The following is a 19,522-nucleotide window of genomic DNA, read 5'->3' on the forward strand; positions in this document are numbered from 1 at the left end:
CCGATACACACGCGGCGCATTTAACCGGCATCGAACGGCAGGCAGGAAATAACTTTCAGCCGCCGCAGCACTCCAAGGGAGATGAAGATGTCGATGTTCGAAAGCCTCGGCCGCTTTGGTACGGCCATCAAGCATGCGCACAACAGGAACAGGTCGGTCCGGGCCATGAACAGCCTGCCGCCCGAAATTCAGAAGGATATCGGCTGGCCCGTGTCGCCGCGCAACGACCCGCAGGTCACCTTCTCGGCCCGACATCTGGGTTCGGCGCGCTGATGACCTTCGCCGACAAATGCAAGCTGCTGGCCAAGCGCCGGAACCGTCATACGGCTCCGGCAGCAAGCGACCGTCGGCTGCGCGCCGTACTGCTGCCCAGGCGCTGAGCGATGCTGCGCTGGCCTTGATTGCCAGCCAGATCACAGGGCCGTGTTGAGACCGCGCAAATCTTGACATTCTGGGCGAAGGCACGATCTTCGATTGCGAGGGGTTCTCTTAGTCGGCTCAGCCGAAGTCCGTGTGTCCGCATGCCCAGTATCAAAAGCCACGTCGTTTCCTTCGTGCTCAGGTATAGCCGCAAGAAAGCCTTTTCCAGCCCGGAAAACCTGCAGCGCTGGATCGCTTACGCCCGCAAGACGGAGAACCATCAGCCGCCCGCATCGCTGCATCAGCGTTTCGAGATCGCGACGCGCAGCGTGGACGGCTTTCCCGTGTACGAAATCGCGCCGAAGACCGGCGAGCGAAAGCGGATCCTCTACCTGCATGGCGGCGCCTATGTCTTTCAAATCACGTCCTATCACTGGGGACTGATCGCCGATATGGCCGACCGGCTGGGCTTCGGCATCACCGTGCCGATCTACCCCATTGCTCCCGAACACGATTTCCACGCCATGTTCGGCATGGTCGGCGAGGTCTACCGTCAGATGCTCGACGAAACGGAAGCGCAGGACATCGTCTTCATTGGCGATTCCGCCGGCGGCAACATGGCCGTGGTGCTGACCATGATGGCCGCGGAGGAAGCCCTGCCATTGCCGTCTCGCCATGTGCTGATTTCGCCCGGGCTCGATCTGTCGCTCGCCAACCCCGAAGTGTTCGAGGCGGAACGCTACGATCCGTGGCTGGGAATTCCTGGCGGGCTGGAGGCAGTCCGGCTCTACAGTGCCGGCATAGATCCCAGCGACTGGCGCATCAGTCCGCTTTACGGCGACCTCTCGGTGTTGCCGAAAACGCTGCTTCTGACCGGTTCGCGCGACATGCTGACCCCCGACAATCTGATCTTCGCGCAAAAGGCCCGTGCCGCCGGTGTCGCGATAGAGGTCGTGCACGAGCAAGGCATGTTCCATGCCTGGCCGCTGATCGACATGCCAGAAGCGCGGCGCGCGCGGGACAGCATCGTGACGTTTTTAGCCAGCGACAGCGAAAGCTATCATGCCAATGCCGGCGAATTGGCACTGCAAAGGACAGGTCGTGAAGTCTCCACTCACAACCTGTCTGCGCCGTCGAAGTCCTGAATCAAAACTTTCCGGTTTCTTTGAACACTTCGAAGGTCGCGCGGATGTGATCGGCAACGGCTTTCACTGGCGCGCTGGCGTCCGGCGCCACGACCATGGCCAGATTGTAGGTGCCGATGTCGGGCATGCCGTCCTTCGGGCAAAGCTCGACCATGTCGCTGCCGAGGAACGATTTTGGCAGCGGCGCCACCGCGAGGTCGGACATGATTGCGGCGCGCTGGCCGGCGGTGTGCGCACTCATATAGGCGACGCGGTAGTTCCGGCCCTCACGCCCAAGCGCCTCGAGGGCGCCTGCCCGCCAGGCGCAGCCCTCTTCCCACAATGACACCGGCAGCGGTTCGCGCAGATGCGCGCAGCCGCCCTTGGCGCCGGCCCAGACGATCGGTTCGGTGAGCAGCACTTCGGCGCCGAGCGCGCTGGTCTTGTAGGAATTGGTGAGAAGCGTGATGTCGAGCGCCCGGTCGTCCATGCGCCGACGCAGATTGACGCTCTGGTCGATGGTCACGTCGACGGCGATCGAAGGATGCGACTGTGCAAAACGCTTCAGCACGTGCGGCAGCACGCGCTCGCCATAATCGTCGGGCGAGCCGAGCCGCACCACCCCGACAATGTCGGGGATGATGAACTTCGACACCACCTCGCGGTTGATCGACAACAGCCGGCGGGCGTAGCCGAGCAGCATCTCGCCATCCGTGGTCAGCGTCACCGAGCGCGCGTCGCGCGCAAACACCGAGCGGCCGAGAATGTCCTCCAGCTTTTTGATCTGCATGGAGACGGCCGACGGCGTGCGGAAGACAGCACTGGCAGCGGTGGTGAAACTGCCGGTCTCGGCGATCGCCACGAAGGTGCGCAAGACGTCGAGATCGAGCAGCGGCAACGGATGATTGAGTGGGGCGTTCATCGGGATCGACCTTCAATTTTTCTGATGCAAACTATCATTCCATTTCGTTTGATTGAACATCACTTTGGGAGGATAGTCAACTCCATCGAAGGCAGACGGCGATGACACTGATCTGCAATCGACACGAAATGAAGCTGAAACAAACCGGATGTAGCGCTTGGTCCGCCGAGCGACCGGCACCCGACCCAACCCTAAGGAGAATTAAAATGTCCATCCTGTCATCCATCGGCCGCATCGCGACCGAATTCAGCGCGGCCCGCGCCCGCTACCAGACCGAACGCGCCATCCGCTCTCTGCCGATCGAACTGCAGAAGGATATCGGCTGGCCTGAAGCCGCCGACACCAAGACCGGCACTCGCCACGGCGTTGGATCCTGGGCTGGCGGAGCAAAATAGATCGTGTGTATCAAAAGCTGAAGGCCTGCCGCACAGACCATGTCCGGCAGGCCTTTTTATTTGCAGCCATTTCCGAGCCATGCCGTCGTTGCATGGTGCCTATGACCGGGCCGCATAGCAGCTCAAATTTTGAACTAACGCCTTGTAAGTGATTATTAATCTGGCGGAATGCCCAAATACGTCGCATGCCGTGTCGCTTTTCCTATCAAGTGCTTCGCTTTTGCGATTTAGTTTCCCTTCACGTAAGCCTATATCAGCGCCAGCCAACGAGCTGCCCCACTCCATCACGCGAAGGCGACCCGTCTGAGCAACCGAATGGAGATGATGATGAAGCTTTTTGCCCGCCTTTTTGCTCGCCGCGAAATGAGCCTGACGACCGCGCTCGAGCGCCAGCGCCTTGCCAACACCATGCCGGGCCAGACCGGCGCCGTGGCCGCCGCGCGCCTCGGCTTCGTCGCCTGATCTGCCAAGCTCGCAAGCGGCGCTCGCTGCTGCAGCTTCGAAGTTGATCACAACGCCGCTTCGGTTTGCCGAGGCGGCGTGCCTGGTCATGCCCCGACCTCATGCGAAATGCGCTCAATCCGGCAGCAGGTTGGGTCGTCATCGCCTAGCGATTGCCCATTTGCGACCCATGTCGCAAATAAAGTGTATCCGTTGCCGCCTAGCCGATTGACAGGAAAAGTTTTTCCTGATGTCGCTATGCTGATCGCGACATCCTGTTCGCGCCATTGCAGCGTGAGGGTTACCCTGTGAACGTCGTAAATCATCCGATCAGGCGATCGTTTGTATTCTTCCTGGTCCCCGATTTCACCATGATCGCCTTTGCAACGGCGCTCGATCCGTTGCGCTCGGCCAACCGGATGCTCGGCTACGAGGCCTACCGCTGGCGGCTCGCCAGCATCGACGGCAAGCCGGTGCGCGCCTCGAACGGCGTCGAATGCGCCGTCGACACCTCGCTGGAGGACGAACGCAAGAAGATGTCCGGCCCCGAACGGCCGAACATGGCGGTCGTTTGCAGCGGCATCAATGTCGAGCGCTATCAGAACAAATCGGCCTTCGCCTGGCTGCGCGAGGAATACAATCGCGGCGTCGCCATCGGCGGCTTGTGCACTGGCGCTCATATACTGGCCGCCGCCGGCCTGTTGTCCAACAAACGCTGCGCCATTCATTGGGAGAACCTGCCGGGCTTTTCCGAAGCGTTCCCGAAGGCCAATGTCTTTGCCGACCTCTTCGAGATCGACCAGAACATCTACACCTGCGCCGGCGGCACCGCGGCGCTCGATATGATGCTGAAGCTGATCGGCGACGATTTCGACGACAATCTGGTTAACCGGGTCTGCGAGCAGGTCTTGACTGACCGCGTGCGCAGCCCGACCGATCGCCAGCGCCTGCCGCTGCGCGCACGCCTTGGCGTGCAGAACTCCAAGGTGCTGACCATCATCGAATTGATGGAAGCAAACCTGTCCGAGCCACTGTCGTTGATCGAGATCGCCGACCATGTCGACCTGTCACGCCGGCAGATCGAGCGCCTGTTCCGCACCGAGATGGGACGATCCCCTGCCCGCTATTATCTGGAGATCCGCCTCGACCGGGCCCGGCACTTGCTGATCCAATCATCGCTGCCGGTGGTCGAAGTGGCGGTCGCTTGCGGCTTCGTCTCCGCCTCGCATTTCTCCAAATGCTATCGCGAGCTCTATGCGCGCTCGCCGCAGCAGGAGCGCGTCGATCGCAAGCAGTTGCTGGTCGCGTAGACTAGACAAGACAAGGCAATATTTTGCACGCGTATCTCTGGTCTGGCGGATGGCCGATTGAAGTCTAGCGGGTGTCGAACATCCAGCTTCGGTCGCGCCACATTTTCTCGCCGACCTGGCAATCGGTGGCCGGCTTGTCCTGCGCCAGCACCACTGGCGGATGCGCCGCTTCTTCCGCCGTCCATTGCGGTGAGGCAGGTCCGGCAAGCTCAAGCACCAGCTTGCGGCGGATCGCTTCGGGAAACTGCGTCCACTCATTGACGGGGATCATGAACGCCCCGGGCCCGCCGATGACGCAGTCGGTGTAATAGCGGTCGAGATAGTTGACGTCGTAGACGCTGGTGAAGCCGCCCCGCGTCATCAGCGGCAGGCCGTTGATGGTGATGCCTTGCCTGACCAGTTCGTCACGGATGATGTCGACGGGAGCACCTTGATTGTTGGGGCCATCGCCTGAAATGTCGATGACTCGCTTGACGCCTTGAAAGCCGCTTTCGGCGAAGAGATCGCTGCTGAATTGCAAGGCACCGGAAATCGAGGTGCGCCGCGCGCTGTTGGGCGCATGGGCGGAGAGTTGCTCGACCACCCGCTCGGCGTCGGCACGATTGGCGATCACCGTCCACGGCACGATGATGTGCTGCCATGTCGTGCCGGCCCATTCGACATAGGTGACGGCAATCTTGCCGTAGGCGCCGTCGGCGATGGCCTGCAGGACCGTGTCATGCGTCAGCGCCGCGACATAGCCGCGACGCTGGATTTCGAGTTCGGCCGGCGACATCGACAGCGAAACGTCGACCGCCAACACCAGTTCGACGTCGACGGGTTCGGCAGCGCGGGAGTCCGGCGCCTGGACGAGCATCAGCACCAGCGCGGCGGCGCCTGAGAGGAGATGTCCTGCGCGGGGAAAAGCAGACATGCCGCAAGGTAAGCGAAAATCGTCACGCCACAAAGCGAAAAGCCCAGCGCCGGGCTAATGCATGTCGTCCAAAAGCATGCCCTCGGGCTTGAACTAAGGGTGCGCAGCGGGTTTGGGCAACGACTTGCATAAAAACGAGAACTTAACGCGCTGCGCATGACTCCCCACACAACGTGACGCGCCTTAAGTCCTTGCGCTCACATTTTGCGAGTCCGCCTCTCACCCTCTATTGTGGGAGGCTCAGCTGCGTGGCTTGAGGTTGTCCGGGTCGTAAAGCGGCCTGTAGCCGACGGCGGCCACTTCGACCGGGTATGTCTCGCCGAAATATTCGACATCCAGCTTGCGGCCCTCCTGGCAATACGCCCACGGCAGATAGGCAAGCGCGATGTTCTTGCCGATGGTCGGGCCGTAGGCGACCGAGGTCGTAAACGATCGGCGGCCGAGTTCGTCGACCAGCGTTTCACCCGTTTGCGGGTCCATCACCGGCATCGTGCCGACGGGATAGCGGGCCACGCCCCTGGAATCGACATTATCCGTCATGACAAGCGTGCAGAGCATAACCGGCTGATGCGCACGGGCGCGATAGTCCAGATGCTTTGCCTTGCCGCTGAAATCGGCCTCCTTGACCTTCGGGCGGGCAAGATCGGCCTCCAGCAGATTGTACTCGGTCAAAAGATCCGCATTCTGCAGGCGCAGGCTCTTCTCCATGCGGCGGCTGTTGGCATAGGTCTCGACGCCAAAAGCCATCACGCCGGTCGAACGCAAAGCATCCCATACGGCCAGGCCGTCTTCGTAGCGCATGTGCAGTTCCCAGCCCTGCTCGCCGACATACGAGATCCGGAAAGCGGTCACGTCCTTGCCGGCGATCCTGACAGGCTTGATCGCCGCAAAGGCAAAGTTCTCCGGCGTCAGGCCATCCGGGTCCTCGACGACCTTCTGCAAGGTCGAGCGCGCGTTCGGACCCCAGATGCCGACGGTCACGTATTTCTCGGTCACGTCGGTGATGGCGACATCGAACCCTTTGTCTTCTGCCGTCCGCCGCATGTAGTGGAAGTCGCGCGGGCCGGCATCGGCGCCGTCTATGACGCGGCAGCGGTCGGCCATGCGGATGACGGTCAGGTCGGCGCGCACCATGCCCTCGTCGTCGAGGAAATGGGTGTAGATGCCTTTGCCGATATTGCCGTCGCCGCCGATCCTGGCCGCGCACAGCCACTCCATCAGCGCGACATGATCAGGGCCTTCCACGTCGTACATCGCGAAATGCGACAGGTTGACGATGCCGCAATCCTCGCTCATGGCGAGATGCTCGGCATTGGAGACGCGCCAGAAATGGCGGTTGTCCCACTCGTTTTCGCGCACCGGCACCCGGTTGCCGTATTTCTCGAGCAGGTGCTCGTTGGCGGCATAGCCGTGGGCGCGCTCCCAGCCGCCGAGTTCCATGAAATAGCCGCCGAGTTCCTTCTCGCGCTCCCAGAAGGGCGAGCGGCGCACGTCGCGAGCCTTGGAGAATGGCTCGCGCGGATGGACGGCCGGATTGTAGACCTTCATCGCCGTTTCGGTGCAGCGGTCCCAGATGAACTGCTCTTGCGTTTGGTGCGGATAGAAGCGCGAATAGTCGATGGCGTGGTGGTCGATCGACGTCCGGCCGTCCGTCATCCAGTCGGCGATGAGCTTGCCCATGCCGGGGCCGTCCTTGACCCAGATCGCGACGGCATACCAGAGGCCCCGCACCTTCTGGCTCTCGCCCATGGAGGGGCCGCCGTCTGCCGTCACCTGCAGAAGCCCGTTGAAGGAATGGCTCTCATTGTAGCCCAGTTCGCCCAGGATCGGCGTCAATTCCATGGCGCGCTCGAGCGGCGCCAGGATCTGTTCCATGTCGAGGTCGCGCTGCGAGGGCGATAGACGGGCCTGGTCTTTCTCCAGGAGGTCGCGCGGATGGCAAAGGCGCGGATTGGTCTCTTCGTAGTAGCCCCACTCGATCTGTCCGCCTTCGGCGGTCTTGGGATCGCCGGTGTCGCGCATGTAGGCCGAGTTGCCTTGGTCACGCAGCAGCGGCCAGCCGATCTCCTTGCCGGTGCCGGCGAACTCGGTATAGGGCCCGAAGAAGGTGAGCGGATGGTCGATCGGCATGACCGGCAGGTCCTCGCCGACCATTTCCGCGATCAACCGGCCCCAGATACCTGCGCAAACGATGACGTAGTCGGCTTCGATGGTGCCGCGATCGGTCACCACGCCCTTGATGCGACCGTTCTCGACGACAAGCGACCGGGCCGGCGTGTTGGCGAAGGATTTAAGTTTTCCGGAGGCTTCCGCCTGGTCGACCAGCTTGCCGGCGACCGTTTGCGAGCGCGGGATGACGAGACCGGCATCGGGATCCCACAGGCCGCCCTGCACCATCTCTTCTTCGATCAGCGGGAATTTCTGCTTGATCTCGGCCGGCTCGATCAGCCGGGCACGCGTTCCGAAAGCCTTTGCCGAGGCGATCTTGCGCTTGATCTCCGCCATGCGATCGTCATCGCCGACGCGGGCAACCTCGAGGCCGCCGATACGGGCGTAGTGACCCATCTTTTCATAAAAATCGATGGAGTAGAGCGTCGTCCAGCAGGACAGGAAATCATGGCTGGTGGTGTAGCAGAAGTCGGAAGCATGCGCTGTCGAGCCGATATCGGTCGGAATCCCTGACTTGTCGATGCCGACGATGTCATCCCATCCGCGCTCGATCAGGTGATGGGCGACCGATGCGCCGACAATACCGCCCAGCCCGACGATGACGACCTTCGCCTTTTCCGGAAACCCTGCCATTGCCCGCGACTCCAAAGTGGTAAAGCGGGCACCGGCGCCCGTTTGATCGGCGCACAATATGCAGGCGACAGCCGCCATGCTACCGCCTGTTTGCGACACGCTGCAAGTGCGACGCGACCCGCAAAAATCAGGTGCTATCGGGCTCCGGGGCTATCCCTCAGGCGAAGGCCCAGATGTCCTCGGCCTGGAAGCCGACCTGGTAGCCGGCGGTCTTCAACTTGACCACGACCTGGCCGATCTCGGCCGCCGGCAACGCACCAACCTCGACCTTGATCATGCCGGGACGGTAGCGCTCGAGGTCGAGCTGCTCGAAGACGATCCAGTCGGCGCCTTCGCAATCGACAAGGAAGGCGTCGATATGGGTGATGCAGTTGCGGTCGAGCAGCGTCTGCAATGTCTCCGACGGCACTTCGATATCCCTGAGGTGCGGCGCGAATTTGTTGAAGTTGGCATCGGCCTGGCCCCAGGCATTCTTGCCCGACATCAGATTGGTGTCGGTCACCGACGAGCAGCCGATGAACTCGATCGGCAGCGTGCCAGCCTCGAGTGCGGCGGCATCGAAGGTGTGGACCGTGATCGTTCCCTTGCTCTTCGTCACCGCAACCGGCTCAATGATGAAGCGGCCCGTATCGGTATAGTTGGCGCGCAACCGCTTCTGGTTGTGCGGGATCGGCTCGACCAGTACGGCGCGAGCGTGCGGGATGCGGTGCAGCCACGGCGTCACATCGTCGAACAACACGCCATCGCAGGCGCCGACATTGACCATCTGGAACCGCCTTTTTGCCCCACTGAGGCGCGCCTTCAGCGCGGCCTTCGCCAGGAACTTCGTACCGTGCAGCGACGGCCCGCGATCGAGGATGCCAGCGGGGAGGCCGAGCGACAGCGCGATGCGCGCCAGGCTGGAAACGGAACTCATGACTTGTCTCCAGGAATGACGTGCAATGGCGCGGCGCCGCGCCCTTTGGTGCTCGCTGATGCCCACAACGCCATAAATGGCCCGGCGAGCAGCAGGAACGGCGGGATCAGATTGGGAAAATAGATGCGGGTGTCGTGGATCGGGAAGACCGTGAATTTGGCCAATACGCCGAGCACCAATGCCGCAAACAGAATGCCGGCGCGGCGGTCGAGCTTGAAGCCGGCACGGCTTGAGGCATACCACCCCGCCAGCGCCATCACCGAGACGCCGACCCAGTTGTTCAGGCTGACGGCACGGATCAGGGAGGCGGCAAAAGCCCGGAGGTAGGCGACAGCCGAGAACGGCGGATCGAAGCCGGCCATATTGTAGTGCTGCTCGATCGAGGAGAACCACAGATGCGGCCACCAGCCGGGATGCTGCGCCCAGTGGGAGATGGCGAAATAGGCGACGAGCGAGGCGGCAAAGCCGGCCAGCGCGCCCCACGCATTCTGCCGGAAGACCAACAGCAGCACGGCAAAAATAGCAAGGAAAACAATATTGTCGGGCCGAGCCATGAAAGCGAGGAAGAGCAGGATCGCGGTGGCCACTTCACGACCGCGCCTATAGGCAAAGAGCCCGCCGAGGAACAGCGCTGAGCACAGCAGGTCAGGCGTCAACGCCCGCGCCGCGTCGCCGAAATCAGCCATCATCAGCACCGCGCCGAGAACCGGCGCCAGCGCCAGCGCGCCCTCTGAGCGCAGCCAGAGCAGCGCGATCGCGCCGAACAGCAGCACCGAGAACACCTGCAGCAGCCGCATCGCCGCGACCGGCGACATCGCCGAGCTCATCGTCGACAGGATCTCGGCGAAAAGGAACTTGATCCGGTACATGCCGAGCAGCGAATGGAAATCGGCGGCATTCCCGGCCATATGACTGCGGAAACCGCCGCCATCATCGGTCAGCGCCTTGTAGTCGCTCGCCGACAGGCCGTCCCTGACCGTGCCATAGGCATAATCGTGCAGCGCCTGCACATCGCGATAGGTGCCCTCCTCGGCGATCGCAAGGTAGGGCAGCATGTCCCAATTGGCGTCAGGCATGAACCATGCCGTCGCCGCGGTCAGCAGGATGTAGAGCGCGAAGGCAGCCGCGCCGATCGGTGCGGCAAGACGCGCATAGGTGCCCTCGCCCCATGCCAGACTGGCCTTGGTCAGCCAGTCGAGCAGGTTTGTCGGAGCCGGAGACTTGCTCAGCATGGTCTCGCTCGGCGCACCTGGCTAACGAACCTGGCTTTTGACGAAATCCTTCACGATCGACACGATGCCGCGCGACAACAGGCTGTCGAGCGCCTCGACGAAGCGGTCGACATGTTCGCGCTGGCAGATCAGCGGCGGTTCGAGGCGGATGACGTTGCGGTTGTATTCGGTGAAGGCAACGAGCACGTCGTAGTCACGCAGCAGCAAAGCACCAACAAAACCGGACAAGGATCCCTTCAGCTTGTCGTCAAGCACGCTGACCACAGGCCGCAGCACCATCGGCAAGGTCTGCGAAAAGTCGTGGAATTCCAGCCCGACCATAAGGCCTTTGCCGCGGACCTCCTTGATGATCCTCGGGCATTTTTCCCGCAACGTCTGCAGGCGTTGCAGCAGATAGTCGCCGGTGACCGCGGCGTTGTCGATCAGCCCCTCGTCGTAAAGCACGTTGAGCGCCTCGATCGAGGTGACGCAGGCCTCGCCCATGCCGCCGAAGGTGGCCATGGCGTGGATCATCGCCGTCTTCGGCGTGCCATAGGCCTTCAAATAGACCTCGCGCCTGGCGATCATCGCGCCGACCGCCGCCTTGCCGCCACCGAGCGACTTTGCCAGCGCCGTCACGTCCGGAACGACGCCGTAGTGCTCGAAGGCATAGAAGCGGCCGGAGCGGCCATAGCCGCACTGCACCTCGTCGGCGACCCACAGAACACCGTATTGGTCGCATAGCGCACGCAGCTTCTGCCAGTATTCGGCAGGCGCCTGGATGATGCCGCCGCCGCCCTGGATGGTTTCGAGCACGATGACGCCGACCTCGGGATCGGAGCGGAACGTGCGCTCGACCGCTTCGACGTCGCCGAACGGAATGCGCATGACATTGTCGGCCATCTTGAAGTCGGCGCGATAGAGCGAGCCGTCGGTGATCGCCAGCACGCCCTTGGTCTTGCCGTGGAAGGAATTCTCGGCATAGACGATTTTCGGCCGCTTCGGGCCGGCGGCGCGCTCGGCGAGCTTCACCGCCGCCTCCATGGCTTCCGAGCCGGAAGAGCCCAGAAACACCATATCGAGGTCGCCGGGCGAGCATTTGGCGAGATTGTGCGCCAGGGCCGCCGCATATTGCGACATGAAGGCGATGGCGATCTCCTGCCGCTTCTCCTCCTGGAACTTTTTGCGCGCCTCGAGAAGGCGCGGATGATTGTGGCCGAAGGCCAGCGAGCCGAAGCCGCCGAAGAAATCGAGGATCTTGCGGCCGTTCTGGTCGATGTAGAACATGCCTTCGGCGCGCTCGACCTTGATCTTGTGGAAGCCGAGCAGCTTCATGAAATGCAGCTGGCCGGGGTTGAGATGCGCCTTGAACAGGTCGGTCATGCGTGCGACGTCCATCGCCTTGGCCTGCTCGACGCTGATCAGATCGGGCTTGGCGGTGGTGGCGGGCGAAAGCGCTGGCGCGCTGACCGTGACGTGCGCAGTCGTGTGGTCTGGTTTGGTCATGACGGTCATCTCAAGAGTCTCCTGCTGGCCCTTCACTCGGCGGGCACATGTTTGGCGGCGACGGCATGGCCGTCTTTCTTGGCGCGATATTCGCTGTAGGCGGCGATCAGCATGTCCTCGTCGCGATATTGCGGCACCCAGCCGAGCTGGCGTTCGGCCTTGGACACGTCGAGCACGCAGTCCTCGTCGGCGATCAGATACTGCTCCGGATCCATGATCGGCATGTTCAAGAGGTCGAGCAGGTCGAGCGTTCGCTTGACTGCCCAGCCCGGGGTCGGGATCAGGATCGATTTCGAGCCGGCATGCCTGATCAGATCGCTGAGCAATTTCCGGACCGGCGGCGGGTTGAGCGAGCCGAGATTATAAGCCTCATCAGGCACGCCGGCTCTCCAGGCGGCGCGCGCCGCCTCGGCGCAGTCGAACACCGAGATGAACTGATACGGGTTCTTACCCGAGCCGATCGTCGGCACCGGAAGGTTCCAGTCGATCAGCTTGAACAGCTTTTCGAGGATGCCGAGGCGGCCGGGGCCGATGATCAGGCGCGGCCGAAGCAGCGAGATCGACATGCCGCGCTTGCGCCAATCGGCGGCCAGTTCCTCGGTCTTCTGCTTCGACCAGCCATATTCGCCGAGCGGCGCGACCGGGTGCTCCTCGGTCATCGGCTGCGTGACCGTGTGGCCGTAGATCATGTCGGTCGTGTAATGGACGAGCTTGGGCGCGCCGGCTCTGTCCATCGCCTGCATGATGTGCTCGGTGCCGTGGAAATTCACCGGGAAGAAGAATTCGTGGCGCTTGGCGCGCACCTGGATCGGCGACAGCATTTTCGCCGACAGATTATAGACCATGTCGTCGGCCTTCAGCCCGACCGAAGCGACCGAGGCCGGATCGGTGACGTCGCACCTGACATATTGGGCGGAGCGGTAATGCGGCAGGTCGCTTTTAGCGATATCGGCGACGACCACCTCCTCGCCGTCGGCCAGGAGTTTCGGGGCAAGGTGGCGGCCGACGAAACCGTCACCGCCGAAGATCACATGTCTCATCGAACGATCCCACTGTGAATCTTGTCGGACGAAAGGGAGGCGGTTTCCTCGTCATGCCCGCGACCACCCAAATCCTGGCTATCCAAATCCCGGCCACCCAGATCCCGGCCACTTTGGGCGATCAGCACCGTGCCAACGCAGATGAAAGCGATGCCGGCGATACGCCAGCCATTGAGGTCTTCGCGGAAGATGAAATAGGCGAAGATCGCGACGGCGACATAGGCGAGGCTGAGGAACGGATAGGCGAAGCTGAGCTCTACCTTGGACAGCACATAGATGTGCGCCGCCATCGAGATGACGAAGGTGCACAGGCCGAAGAAAACCCATGGGCTGAAGACGATCTGCAACAGCTTCAGCAACGGATTGCTGCCCTCGAAGGAAATCGGACCGAGTGACATCATGCCCTGCTTCAGCATGAGTTGCGCGGCGGCGTTGGTCATGACCGTGAACAGAATTGAGACGATGTATTTCATGTTTTTCTCATCAACCTTTTTCGTTCTACTGAAAACTTCCAAACATTTCGTGAAGCACAAAAAAGTTCGAGGAAAGCTTGAATTATCGATCTGTTTACCACGAACTATTCGAATGTTATCTATTCCGCGGCTTCGGCGGCTCCGTGTCGCGCCTCGAGCCTTTTCGCCGTTCGCGCCCAGAAACTCGACATGAAGGCGGGATCGCGGATCGCTTCGAGGCGTTGCCATTCCGGAAAGGAGGCTGCGAAAACGTCGTCGCCCATGCGGGCATCCTTGTAGGGATTGACCGCACCACCGGCCTCGACCGTGATTTGGTCGAGCTCCTTCAGCAGCGCCAGCGTCGCCCTGCCACGGTTGGGGAAATCCAGCGTCAACGTGAAACCCGGCCGCGGGAACGACAGCAGTGCCGGCGAGCGGACCCCGCCGAAGCGCTTCAGGACTGTGAGGAACGAGCCCTGCCCGGCCCGTTTTGCCGCCGCAAGCAACGCCGGCACCACTCGGCGCGCGACGTCTTCCGGCATCACGCTCTGGTGCTGGAAAAGCCCATTCGGTCCATAGAGGCGGTTCCAGTTGCCGACGCCGTCGAGCGGAAAGAAGAATCCCTGGTAGCCGACCTGACGCGCCTCCGTCGACCGGCCTTTCTTCCACCGGTAGGCGGCATTGAAGGCAGTCAGGAACGGCCGGTTGAGCACGTTGAACGGCGGCTGGAACGGCACCGAAAGATTTCCACCGGCACGCAAGGCCACATGGGAGCCATGCTCGGCGTGATTGCCGGTGAACAGCAGCCCGCGCCCGCGACTGTGGCCGCCGGCAAGCTGGTCGATCCAGGCGACGACGTATTCGTTGGCCTGATCGGCCGCTTCCGCAAGTTCGAAGAACTCGCCGAGATCACGGAATGGCGTCACCTTCTCGATGATGTCGAGCGATGGCACCCGCATCAGCCGGATCGATGCGGACAGTATCAGGCCCGTCAGCCCCATGCCGCCGATCGTCGCCGCGAACTGGCGTTCATTCTCGGTGGCCGAGCTGTAATGGGCCTGTCCGTCCGATCTGAGCAGCGTCAAGGATTCGACGTGGCAGCCGAAGGTGCCGCGCCGGTGATGGTTCTTGCCGTGAACGTCGTTGGCGATGGCGCCGCCGAGCGTGACGAACTGCGTGCCCGGAACGACGGCGGGAAAGAAGCCGTATGGCGCTGCATGGTCGATGATGTCGGAGAGAAGCACGCCGGCCTCGGCCTCGATCACGCCGGTCTCGGCATTGAAGGCGCGGATCCTGTTCAGCGGCCGCATATCGATGATCGTGCCGGCCCCATTCTGGCAGGAATCGCCATAGGAGCGGCCGTTGCCGTAGGCGAGCAAAGCGTTTCTTGTCGCCTTGCCGCTCTTCAGCAACGCAACAGCGTCGTCAGCCGGGATCACATCGAGTGCCGGTGGCGTGGCAAGACCGAAGCTCTGGAACCGCTCCTGGCCCACCCCTACCAGCCTCCGACGACCAGAAACACAGCGCCGATGAGCACGACGATCTGGCTGCGCCAGTCGCGGATGATGAAGACGACCGGATCGTCATGCATCTGGTCGCGGCGGGCGAGAATCCAGACGCGCATGGTCAGGTAAAGCACGATCGGCGCCAGCGGCCAGACCAGCCAAGGATGCGGATAAAGTTCGCGCACCGCAGCGCTGTCCATATAGAGCGCCAGCACCAGCGCCGAGGAAAAGGCCGACGCCATGCCCGCCTGGGCGACGATCTCCTGGTCTTCGGTGCGGTAGCCGCGGCCGGCAATGCGCTCGCCGGCCGGAATGGCGGTCGTGCGCAGCTCGACAAACCGCTTCACCAGCGCCAGCGACAGGAAAAAGAAGATCGAGAAGGCCAGCAGCCAGAAAGAGACGTCGACGCCGGTTGCCGCGGCGCCCGCCAGAACGCGGATCGTGTAGAGACCGGCCAATGTCAGCACGTCGATCAGAAGCATGCGCTTGAACGACAGCGAATAGCCTGTGGTGATGACCATGTAGCCACCGAGCACGCCGAGGAATTCGATCGGCAGCAGAAGCCCTGCAGCAACGCCTGTTGCGAGCAGCACCATCATTGAACCGAGGCCGAACGGGATCGACAGCGCGCCGCTGGCGAATGGCCGGTTGCGCTTGGTCGGGTGTTTGCGGTCGAGCGCGAGATCGAAGAAATCATTGAGGATATAGATGGCGGAAGCGACTGCGCTGAACGAGACGAATGCCAGCAGGCATTCCCAGATCATGTCGGCGTTGAAGTATTCGTGCGACAGCACCATCGGCACTGCGATCAGCGAGTTTTTCAGCCACTGATGAACGCGCAGCATCTTGACGATGGTTCTGAATGTCGGTTTCGGCGCCGGCATGATTTCAGCACTGTGCGCGGCCTGCCAGCGCGCGGCATGGCGGTCGGGCGCGACGACGATTGCCGTGTGCGCGGCGTCGAATACCTTAAGGTCGTGCCGACTGTTGCCGGCATAGTCGAAGCCGCCATCGCCATAGGCTGCGACAAGCGAGGCGCACTTTCTGCCTGACGTCATGTTGTGGGGGCCGTCAGTCGCCAGGACGCGATCGAATATCCCGAGATGTGCGGCGATCGCCTCGGCGAATTTACGCGGCGTCCCGGTCGCCAGCACGATCTTGCGGCCTTCGCCATGTTCGGTGCGAAGGCGCTGAAGCAGCGCCTCGCGGTAGGGCAGCGACGCAGGATCGATGTCGATGCGTTGAGCGATGGCCTGCTTCAACCGCGCCGGCCCGCCGGCGAGCCAGAACGGCACCAGGAAAACATAGAGCGGATTCTTCTTGAGAAGGATGAACAGACCTTCCCACAGCAGGTCCGTCGCGAGCAGCGTGCCGTCGAGATCGACAGCAAGCGGGATTGCGTTCCTGTCCCACCGCGCATCCATTCTTCGTTGCCCTGCCTAAAAGCGCATGATCCCGAAAGCCGACCTTTCGGAAAGGATCAGGCGCCGATCCAAAACCCCATGCTTCAGCGTCTTCGGCCCGATATAGCGAGCAACAGCGCAGCGATCGTTAAGGCGTCCGGCCCGGCCTGGCTTGCGTGACGGTATTTTCCCTTTCATCGTTAAGTTTCGATAACCCGAAACGATCAAAGGCCGGGCATTTGCCCGGCCTTCTAAAAACTAGTCAACGTTTTTTGACGCGGTTACTTGATGCGGGCGACGCCGCCAGAGATTTCGATTGTTTCCGAACCGGTCAGTGCTTCGAGGTCGCCATTCGGCATGGTAACGAAACAGCCGGTCGGGCAGAATTCAGCGGTTTCGCCGGCGGCCAGCGCCAGCTCCGTCTTGCCACCGCCTTCGGTCACGACGAGTGTGCGGGTCTCGGCGTCCTTGTTGGTGGCGCTGGCGGCGAAGGCTGAATCGCCCACGGCAAGAAAAGCAATGGCGGCGACGAGAGACTTCCACATTTGCAGTATCGGTGTTGCCACCGCCTCTGTTGCATTTCGCAAGGCATTCTCGCCGTTTGCATATGAGCTTATATGAGATGCCAGCTGAACGGCAACTGAATGCCGCATTCATGCCGCAATTGCTTTGGCTGCGTCGGAAGCGCAGGTATCAGCCGTTCGCAGGCCGGCTGAATATCAATAAACCCTAATCGGGATCCGGCTTGCGGGTCTTGCGCCCGGATCTGGCCAGGCGTTTCGTCTCGGCCACGGCTTCCGCCTTTGCTTGCTCCTGTTCGGCAAAATCGACTTCGATCTTGTCGTCATCGATCGGCCACGCCTCATGCTTCTTGGTCTCGACGACGGCGCGCGGCGCCGACGGAATTTCGATATGCTGATCGGCGAACTCGTCGAGGACGGCAAACCGAATGTCGTTCTGCACGATGTTGCCGTTCATCACGTCGGCCAGGAACACACGGATTTCGAATTCGAGAGCGGCCGCCCCGAAATTGGTGAACAGCACGAAGGGTTCCGGATTTTTCAGCACCAGCGGATGGCCGCGCGCAATCTCCAACAGCACAGCATGGGCCTGCTTGACGTCGCTGCCGTAGGCGACGCCGACCTTGATGTCGATGCGACCGAGCTTGTTGCGGTGCGTCCAGTTGCCGACGGCATTGTTGATCAGGTTTGAATTGGGCAGGATCACCGACTGGCGCTGGAACGTCTCGATCTCGGTAGCGCGCACGCTGATCTTCTTGACCGTGCCGCTGATCTCACCGGCGACGATCCAGTCGCCGACCTTGAACGGCCGCTCGGCCAAGAGGATCAGGCCGGAGACGAAGTTGGAGACGACATTCTGCAGGCCAAAGCCGATACCGAGCGACAGGGCGCCGGCGACAAGCGCCAGGTTGGAGAGATCGATGCCCGCCGCCGAGACGCCGACGAGGGCTGCGAGCGCGACGCCGGCATAGCCGACCGCCAGCCGGATCGAGTTGCGCACGCCGGTATCGACCTTGCCGCGCGCCATCACCGAGCCGTCGAGCCAGCCCTGGAACCAGCGCGTCAGGAAATAGCCGATGATGAAGACGATGATGCCGGTCAGGATGCCGGTCACCGAGATCGTCACGGAGCCGACGGTGAGGCCCGTCGCCAGCTTGTAGGCCCAGGCCTCGATGTCGCCGGGCTGGAAGCCCCACATCAACAGGATCAGCGGCAGGAACACCAGCACGATCATCAGGTTGATGGCGACGCTGACGACCAGGCCGAGCTGGTCGAGCGCGGACTCCTCATAACTGGAATTGGTCGATAGCCAGCGCCCGATCGACGTGTTGGCAAAGCCACCTTCCTCGCTGATCGCCCGCGCTGACAGGAAGCCGATATAGGCGGTCACCAGAATGGTACCGGTGACCACGACCTGCAGCGAGACGAAGATGGCAAGGCCGATATAGCCGAGCAGCGCCGTGGCAATGGTGAAAAGGCCTAGCGCGACAGCGGTGTAGCGCAGCCACGCCGGCCAGGGGCGCCAGCTTCCGTCGGTGGCCTTGAACGGCTTCAGCAGCGCCATCAGGATCAGGATGATGCCGACGATGACGGTGGCGACAAAACTTCTGGCGATGGTCAGAGACAGCGGCGAGCCCATCGTGTCGTTGACCACCGACAGGAAATAGTTGACGCCGATCACCACCGCCATGGCGGTCGTCAGCCGCACCAGCCAGCGTGCCGGGCCTGATTCAACGGGGATTAGCCGCCAGTTCGGCAGCCGCGGCTCCAGCGTCGCATTGGCCAGTCGGTTGACGCAGAACACCACCGCGATGACCCCGACCAGCGCCTTCAGGAAAACGCCAATGTCGCCGCGCAACACATTGTAATAGTTGAAAAAGAACACGGTCGAGACCAGGAAGACGCCGACCGCCAGCGTCGGCAGCAATGTCGACCAGAACGCCACCGACAACCGGCTGAGATAGGACGGATCTTCGACCGACGGGTCCGCTTCGAAGACACGCCCGAACAAACGCCGCCCACCGACAAAAAGCACCGCCGCCAGGGAAAGCGCCGTCAAGGTCGCGGCCAGCACGGCCTGGAACTTGAACTTGAAGACGAACGTCAGCCACGACGACACTGCCTTGTTGAAGCCGGTAAATTCACCATTGGCATCGGAAATGACCTCAGGGCTCAACGCGTCGGACAGCACGTAGCGCTTGGTGAGCAGATTGCGAAACAGCTCGCTGCGCATATTGGCGATCTTGGCGATGAGGCCGCTGATGCGGATCGACAGGTTTTGCGCCGCGGCGATGACTGCATTGATCTCGGCCTTTTCGGACGCCAGCGCCTGGCGTTCGCTGGTCACGATGTCGGGTTCGGTCGGCTGGCCCGCGGCCGGCGGCGCCCCGAGCTGATCGAGCCTTGCGTTGATCTCCGAAAGGCGCGGGCGGAAGGCAAGCGCGCTGTCCAGCGCACCTCGCGACATTTCCTCGAGCTGCAGGCGGATGTCGACAAGGCTGGCGTCGTCGTCACCGTTCTCCTGGATTTTCTTTTCGAGATTGTCGGTCCTCGTCGTCAGGTCCTGCAGGATTTTCTGCTGGTCGGCGACCACTCCGGAGGCAGCCTGGTCAAGCCCCTGCGCCGCCGCATCAAGCGACAGCGGCGCCGAGGCGACGATCGCCAGGACCAGAACGAAGCGGAGCAGTCGGAAAAGCATGAT

General features: G+C 62.1%; 17 protein-coding genes. 5 read left to right on the plus strand and 12 right to left on the minus strand.

The genetic code is table 11. From position 1 onward, the window contains the following. Positions 1-87: 87 nt before the first annotated feature. Both AC0L17_RS11495 and AC0L17_RS11500 read left to right on the plus strand, forming a co-directional pair. Positions 88-273: a hypothetical protein gene (locus AC0L17_RS11495; RefSeq protein WP_091594529.1), complete on the plus strand. Its 186-nt coding sequence runs from the start codon at positions 88-90 to the stop codon at positions 271-273. Between the two features lie 248 nt (positions 274-521). Then, entirely contained in the window at positions 522-1,505 is a 984-nt protein-coding gene (locus AC0L17_RS11500) for an alpha/beta hydrolase (protein WP_473491306.1), read from the plus strand. A gap of 1 nt (position 1,506) precedes the next feature. On the opposite strand, the gene AC0L17_RS11505 is transcribed toward AC0L17_RS11500, so the two are convergent. Next, positions 1,507-2,406, minus strand: a complete 900-nt coding sequence (locus tag AC0L17_RS11505; RefSeq protein ID WP_023798923.1) for a LysR substrate-binding domain-containing protein — start codon at positions 2,404-2,406, stop codon at positions 1,507-1,509. 206 nt (positions 2,407-2,612) lie between these two features. Here AC0L17_RS11505 and AC0L17_RS11510 point away from each other — a divergent pair, with 206 nt between their 5' ends. From AC0L17_RS11510 to AC0L17_RS11520, 3 genes are all read left to right on the plus strand, one after another. Beyond that, on the plus strand, positions 2,613-2,801 hold the full coding sequence (locus AC0L17_RS11510; RefSeq protein WP_077383673.1) for a hypothetical protein: 189 nt from the start codon (positions 2,613-2,615) through the stop codon (positions 2,799-2,801). 315 nt (positions 2,802-3,116) lie between these two features. Then, positions 3,117-3,263: a hypothetical protein gene (locus AC0L17_RS11515; protein WP_198032808.1), complete on the plus strand. Its 147-nt coding sequence runs from the start codon at positions 3,117-3,119 to the stop codon at positions 3,261-3,263. Between the two features lie 287 nt (positions 3,264-3,550). Then, on the plus strand, positions 3,551-4,552 hold the full coding sequence (locus tag AC0L17_RS11520; RefSeq protein WP_473491301.1) for a GlxA family transcriptional regulator: 1,002 nt from the start codon (positions 3,551-3,553) through the stop codon (positions 4,550-4,552). Between the two features lie 64 nt (positions 4,553-4,616). Here the strand turns inward: AC0L17_RS11520 and AC0L17_RS11525 are convergent, their stop codons facing one another. The 11 genes from AC0L17_RS11525 to AC0L17_RS11575 all read right to left on the minus strand — a co-directional run bounded on the left by AC0L17_RS11525 (position 4,617) and on the right by AC0L17_RS11575 (position 19,519). After that, entirely contained in the window at positions 4,617-5,465 is an 849-nt protein-coding gene (locus tag AC0L17_RS11525) for a DUF1194 domain-containing protein (RefSeq protein WP_473515909.1), read from the minus strand. A gap of 240 nt (positions 5,466-5,705) precedes the next feature. Continuing rightward, positions 5,706-8,267: a GcvT family protein gene (locus tag AC0L17_RS11530; protein ID WP_473515910.1), complete on the minus strand. Its 2,562-nt coding sequence runs from the start codon at positions 8,265-8,267 to the stop codon at positions 5,706-5,708. Positions 8,268-8,424: 157 nt separating this feature from the next. Continuing rightward, entirely contained in the window at positions 8,425-9,183 is a 759-nt protein-coding gene (locus tag AC0L17_RS11535) for an FkbM family methyltransferase (RefSeq protein ID WP_473515911.1), read from the minus strand. Then, entirely contained in the window at positions 9,180-10,415 is a 1,236-nt protein-coding gene (locus AC0L17_RS11540; RefSeq protein ID WP_473515912.1) for a hypothetical protein, read from the minus strand. Before AC0L17_RS11540 ends, AC0L17_RS11535 begins: the two co-directional genes overlap by 4 nt. 21 nt (positions 10,416-10,436) lie before the next feature. Continuing rightward, complete coding sequence (locus AC0L17_RS11545; protein WP_473515975.1) at positions 10,437-11,900, minus strand: aspartate aminotransferase family protein; 1,464 nt, start codon at positions 11,898-11,900, stop codon at positions 10,437-10,439. A gap of 32 nt (positions 11,901-11,932) precedes the next feature. Beyond that, entirely contained in the window at positions 11,933-12,940 is a 1,008-nt protein-coding gene (locus AC0L17_RS11550; RefSeq protein WP_473515913.1) for an NAD-dependent epimerase/dehydratase family protein, read from the minus strand. Further along, positions 12,937-13,413, minus strand: a complete 477-nt coding sequence (locus AC0L17_RS11555) for an EamA family transporter (protein WP_473515914.1) — start codon at positions 13,411-13,413, stop codon at positions 12,937-12,939. Before AC0L17_RS11555 ends, AC0L17_RS11550 begins: the two co-directional genes overlap by 4 nt. A gap of 119 nt (positions 13,414-13,532) precedes the next feature. Then, entirely contained in the window at positions 13,533-14,885 is a 1,353-nt protein-coding gene (locus AC0L17_RS11560; RefSeq protein ID WP_473515915.1) for an FAD-binding oxidoreductase, read from the minus strand. A 2-nt stretch (positions 14,886-14,887) separates the two neighbouring features. Next, the gene (locus AC0L17_RS11565) at positions 14,888-16,321 is read right to left on the minus strand and encodes a UbiA family prenyltransferase (protein ID WP_473515916.1); all 1,434 of its coding nucleotides are present in this window, start codon (positions 16,319-16,321) and stop codon (positions 14,888-14,890) included. A gap of 260 nt (positions 16,322-16,581) precedes the next feature. Next, complete coding sequence (locus tag AC0L17_RS11570; RefSeq protein ID WP_236377105.1) at positions 16,582-16,845, minus strand: hypothetical protein; 264 nt, start codon at positions 16,843-16,845, stop codon at positions 16,582-16,584. Positions 16,846-17,029: 184 nt separating this feature from the next. Then, positions 17,030-19,519, minus strand: a complete 2,490-nt coding sequence (locus AC0L17_RS11575; RefSeq protein ID WP_473515917.1) for a mechanosensitive ion channel domain-containing protein — start codon at positions 19,517-19,519, stop codon at positions 17,030-17,032. Between the last annotated feature and the right edge of the window lie 3 nt (positions 19,520-19,522).

It is taken from the genome of Mesorhizobium sp. WSM4829, assembly GCF_055811475.1.

Bases quoted from the DNA above. Each gene is read 5' to 3' on its own strand.
- AC0L17_RS11540 (WP_473515912.1), bottom strand. From the start codon at position 10,415: ATGCTGAGCAAGTCTCCGGCTCCGACAAACCTGCTCGACTGGCTGACC.
- AC0L17_RS11510 (WP_077383673.1), top strand. From the start codon at position 2,613: ATGTCCATCCTGTCATCCATCGGCCGCATCGCGACCGAATTCAGCGCG.
- AC0L17_RS11555 (WP_473515914.1), bottom strand. From the start codon at position 13,413: ATGAAATACATCGTCTCAATTCTGTTCACGGTCATGACCAACGCCGCC.
- AC0L17_RS11565 (WP_473515916.1), bottom strand. From the start codon at position 16,321: ATGGATGCGCGGTGGGACAGGAACGCAATCCCGCTTGCTGTCGATCTC.
- AC0L17_RS11545 (WP_473515975.1), bottom strand. From the start codon at position 11,900: ATGACCAAACCAGACCACACGACTGCGCACGTCACGGTCAGCGCGCCA.
- AC0L17_RS11570 (WP_236377105.1), bottom strand. From the start codon at position 16,845: ATGTGGAAGTCTCTCGTCGCCGCCATTGCTTTTCTTGCCGTGGGCGAT.
- AC0L17_RS11500 (WP_473491306.1), top strand. From the start codon at position 522: ATGCCCAGTATCAAAAGCCACGTCGTTTCCTTCGTGCTCAGGTATAGC.
- AC0L17_RS11495 (WP_091594529.1), top strand. From the start codon at position 88: ATGTCGATGTTCGAAAGCCTCGGCCGCTTTGGTACGGCCATCAAGCAT.
- AC0L17_RS11505 (WP_023798923.1), bottom strand. From the start codon at position 2,406: ATGAACGCCCCACTCAATCATCCGTTGCCGCTGCTCGATCTCGACGTC.
- AC0L17_RS11515 (WP_198032808.1), top strand. From the start codon at position 3,117: ATGGAGATGATGATGAAGCTTTTTGCCCGCCTTTTTGCTCGCCGCGAA.
- AC0L17_RS11525 (WP_473515909.1), bottom strand. From the start codon at position 5,465: ATGTCTGCTTTTCCCCGCGCAGGACATCTCCTCTCAGGCGCCGCCGCG.
- AC0L17_RS11535 (WP_473515911.1), bottom strand. From the start codon at position 9,183: ATGAGTTCCGTTTCCAGCCTGGCGCGCATCGCGCTGTCGCTCGGCCTC.
- AC0L17_RS11575 (WP_473515917.1), bottom strand. From the start codon at position 19,519: ATGCTTTTCCGACTGCTCCGCTTCGTTCTGGTCCTGGCGATCGTCGCC.
- AC0L17_RS11530 (WP_473515910.1), bottom strand. From the start codon at position 8,267: ATGGCAGGGTTTCCGGAAAAGGCGAAGGTCGTCATCGTCGGGCTGGGC.
- AC0L17_RS11550 (WP_473515913.1), bottom strand. From the start codon at position 12,940: ATGAGACATGTGATCTTCGGCGGTGACGGTTTCGTCGGCCGCCACCTT.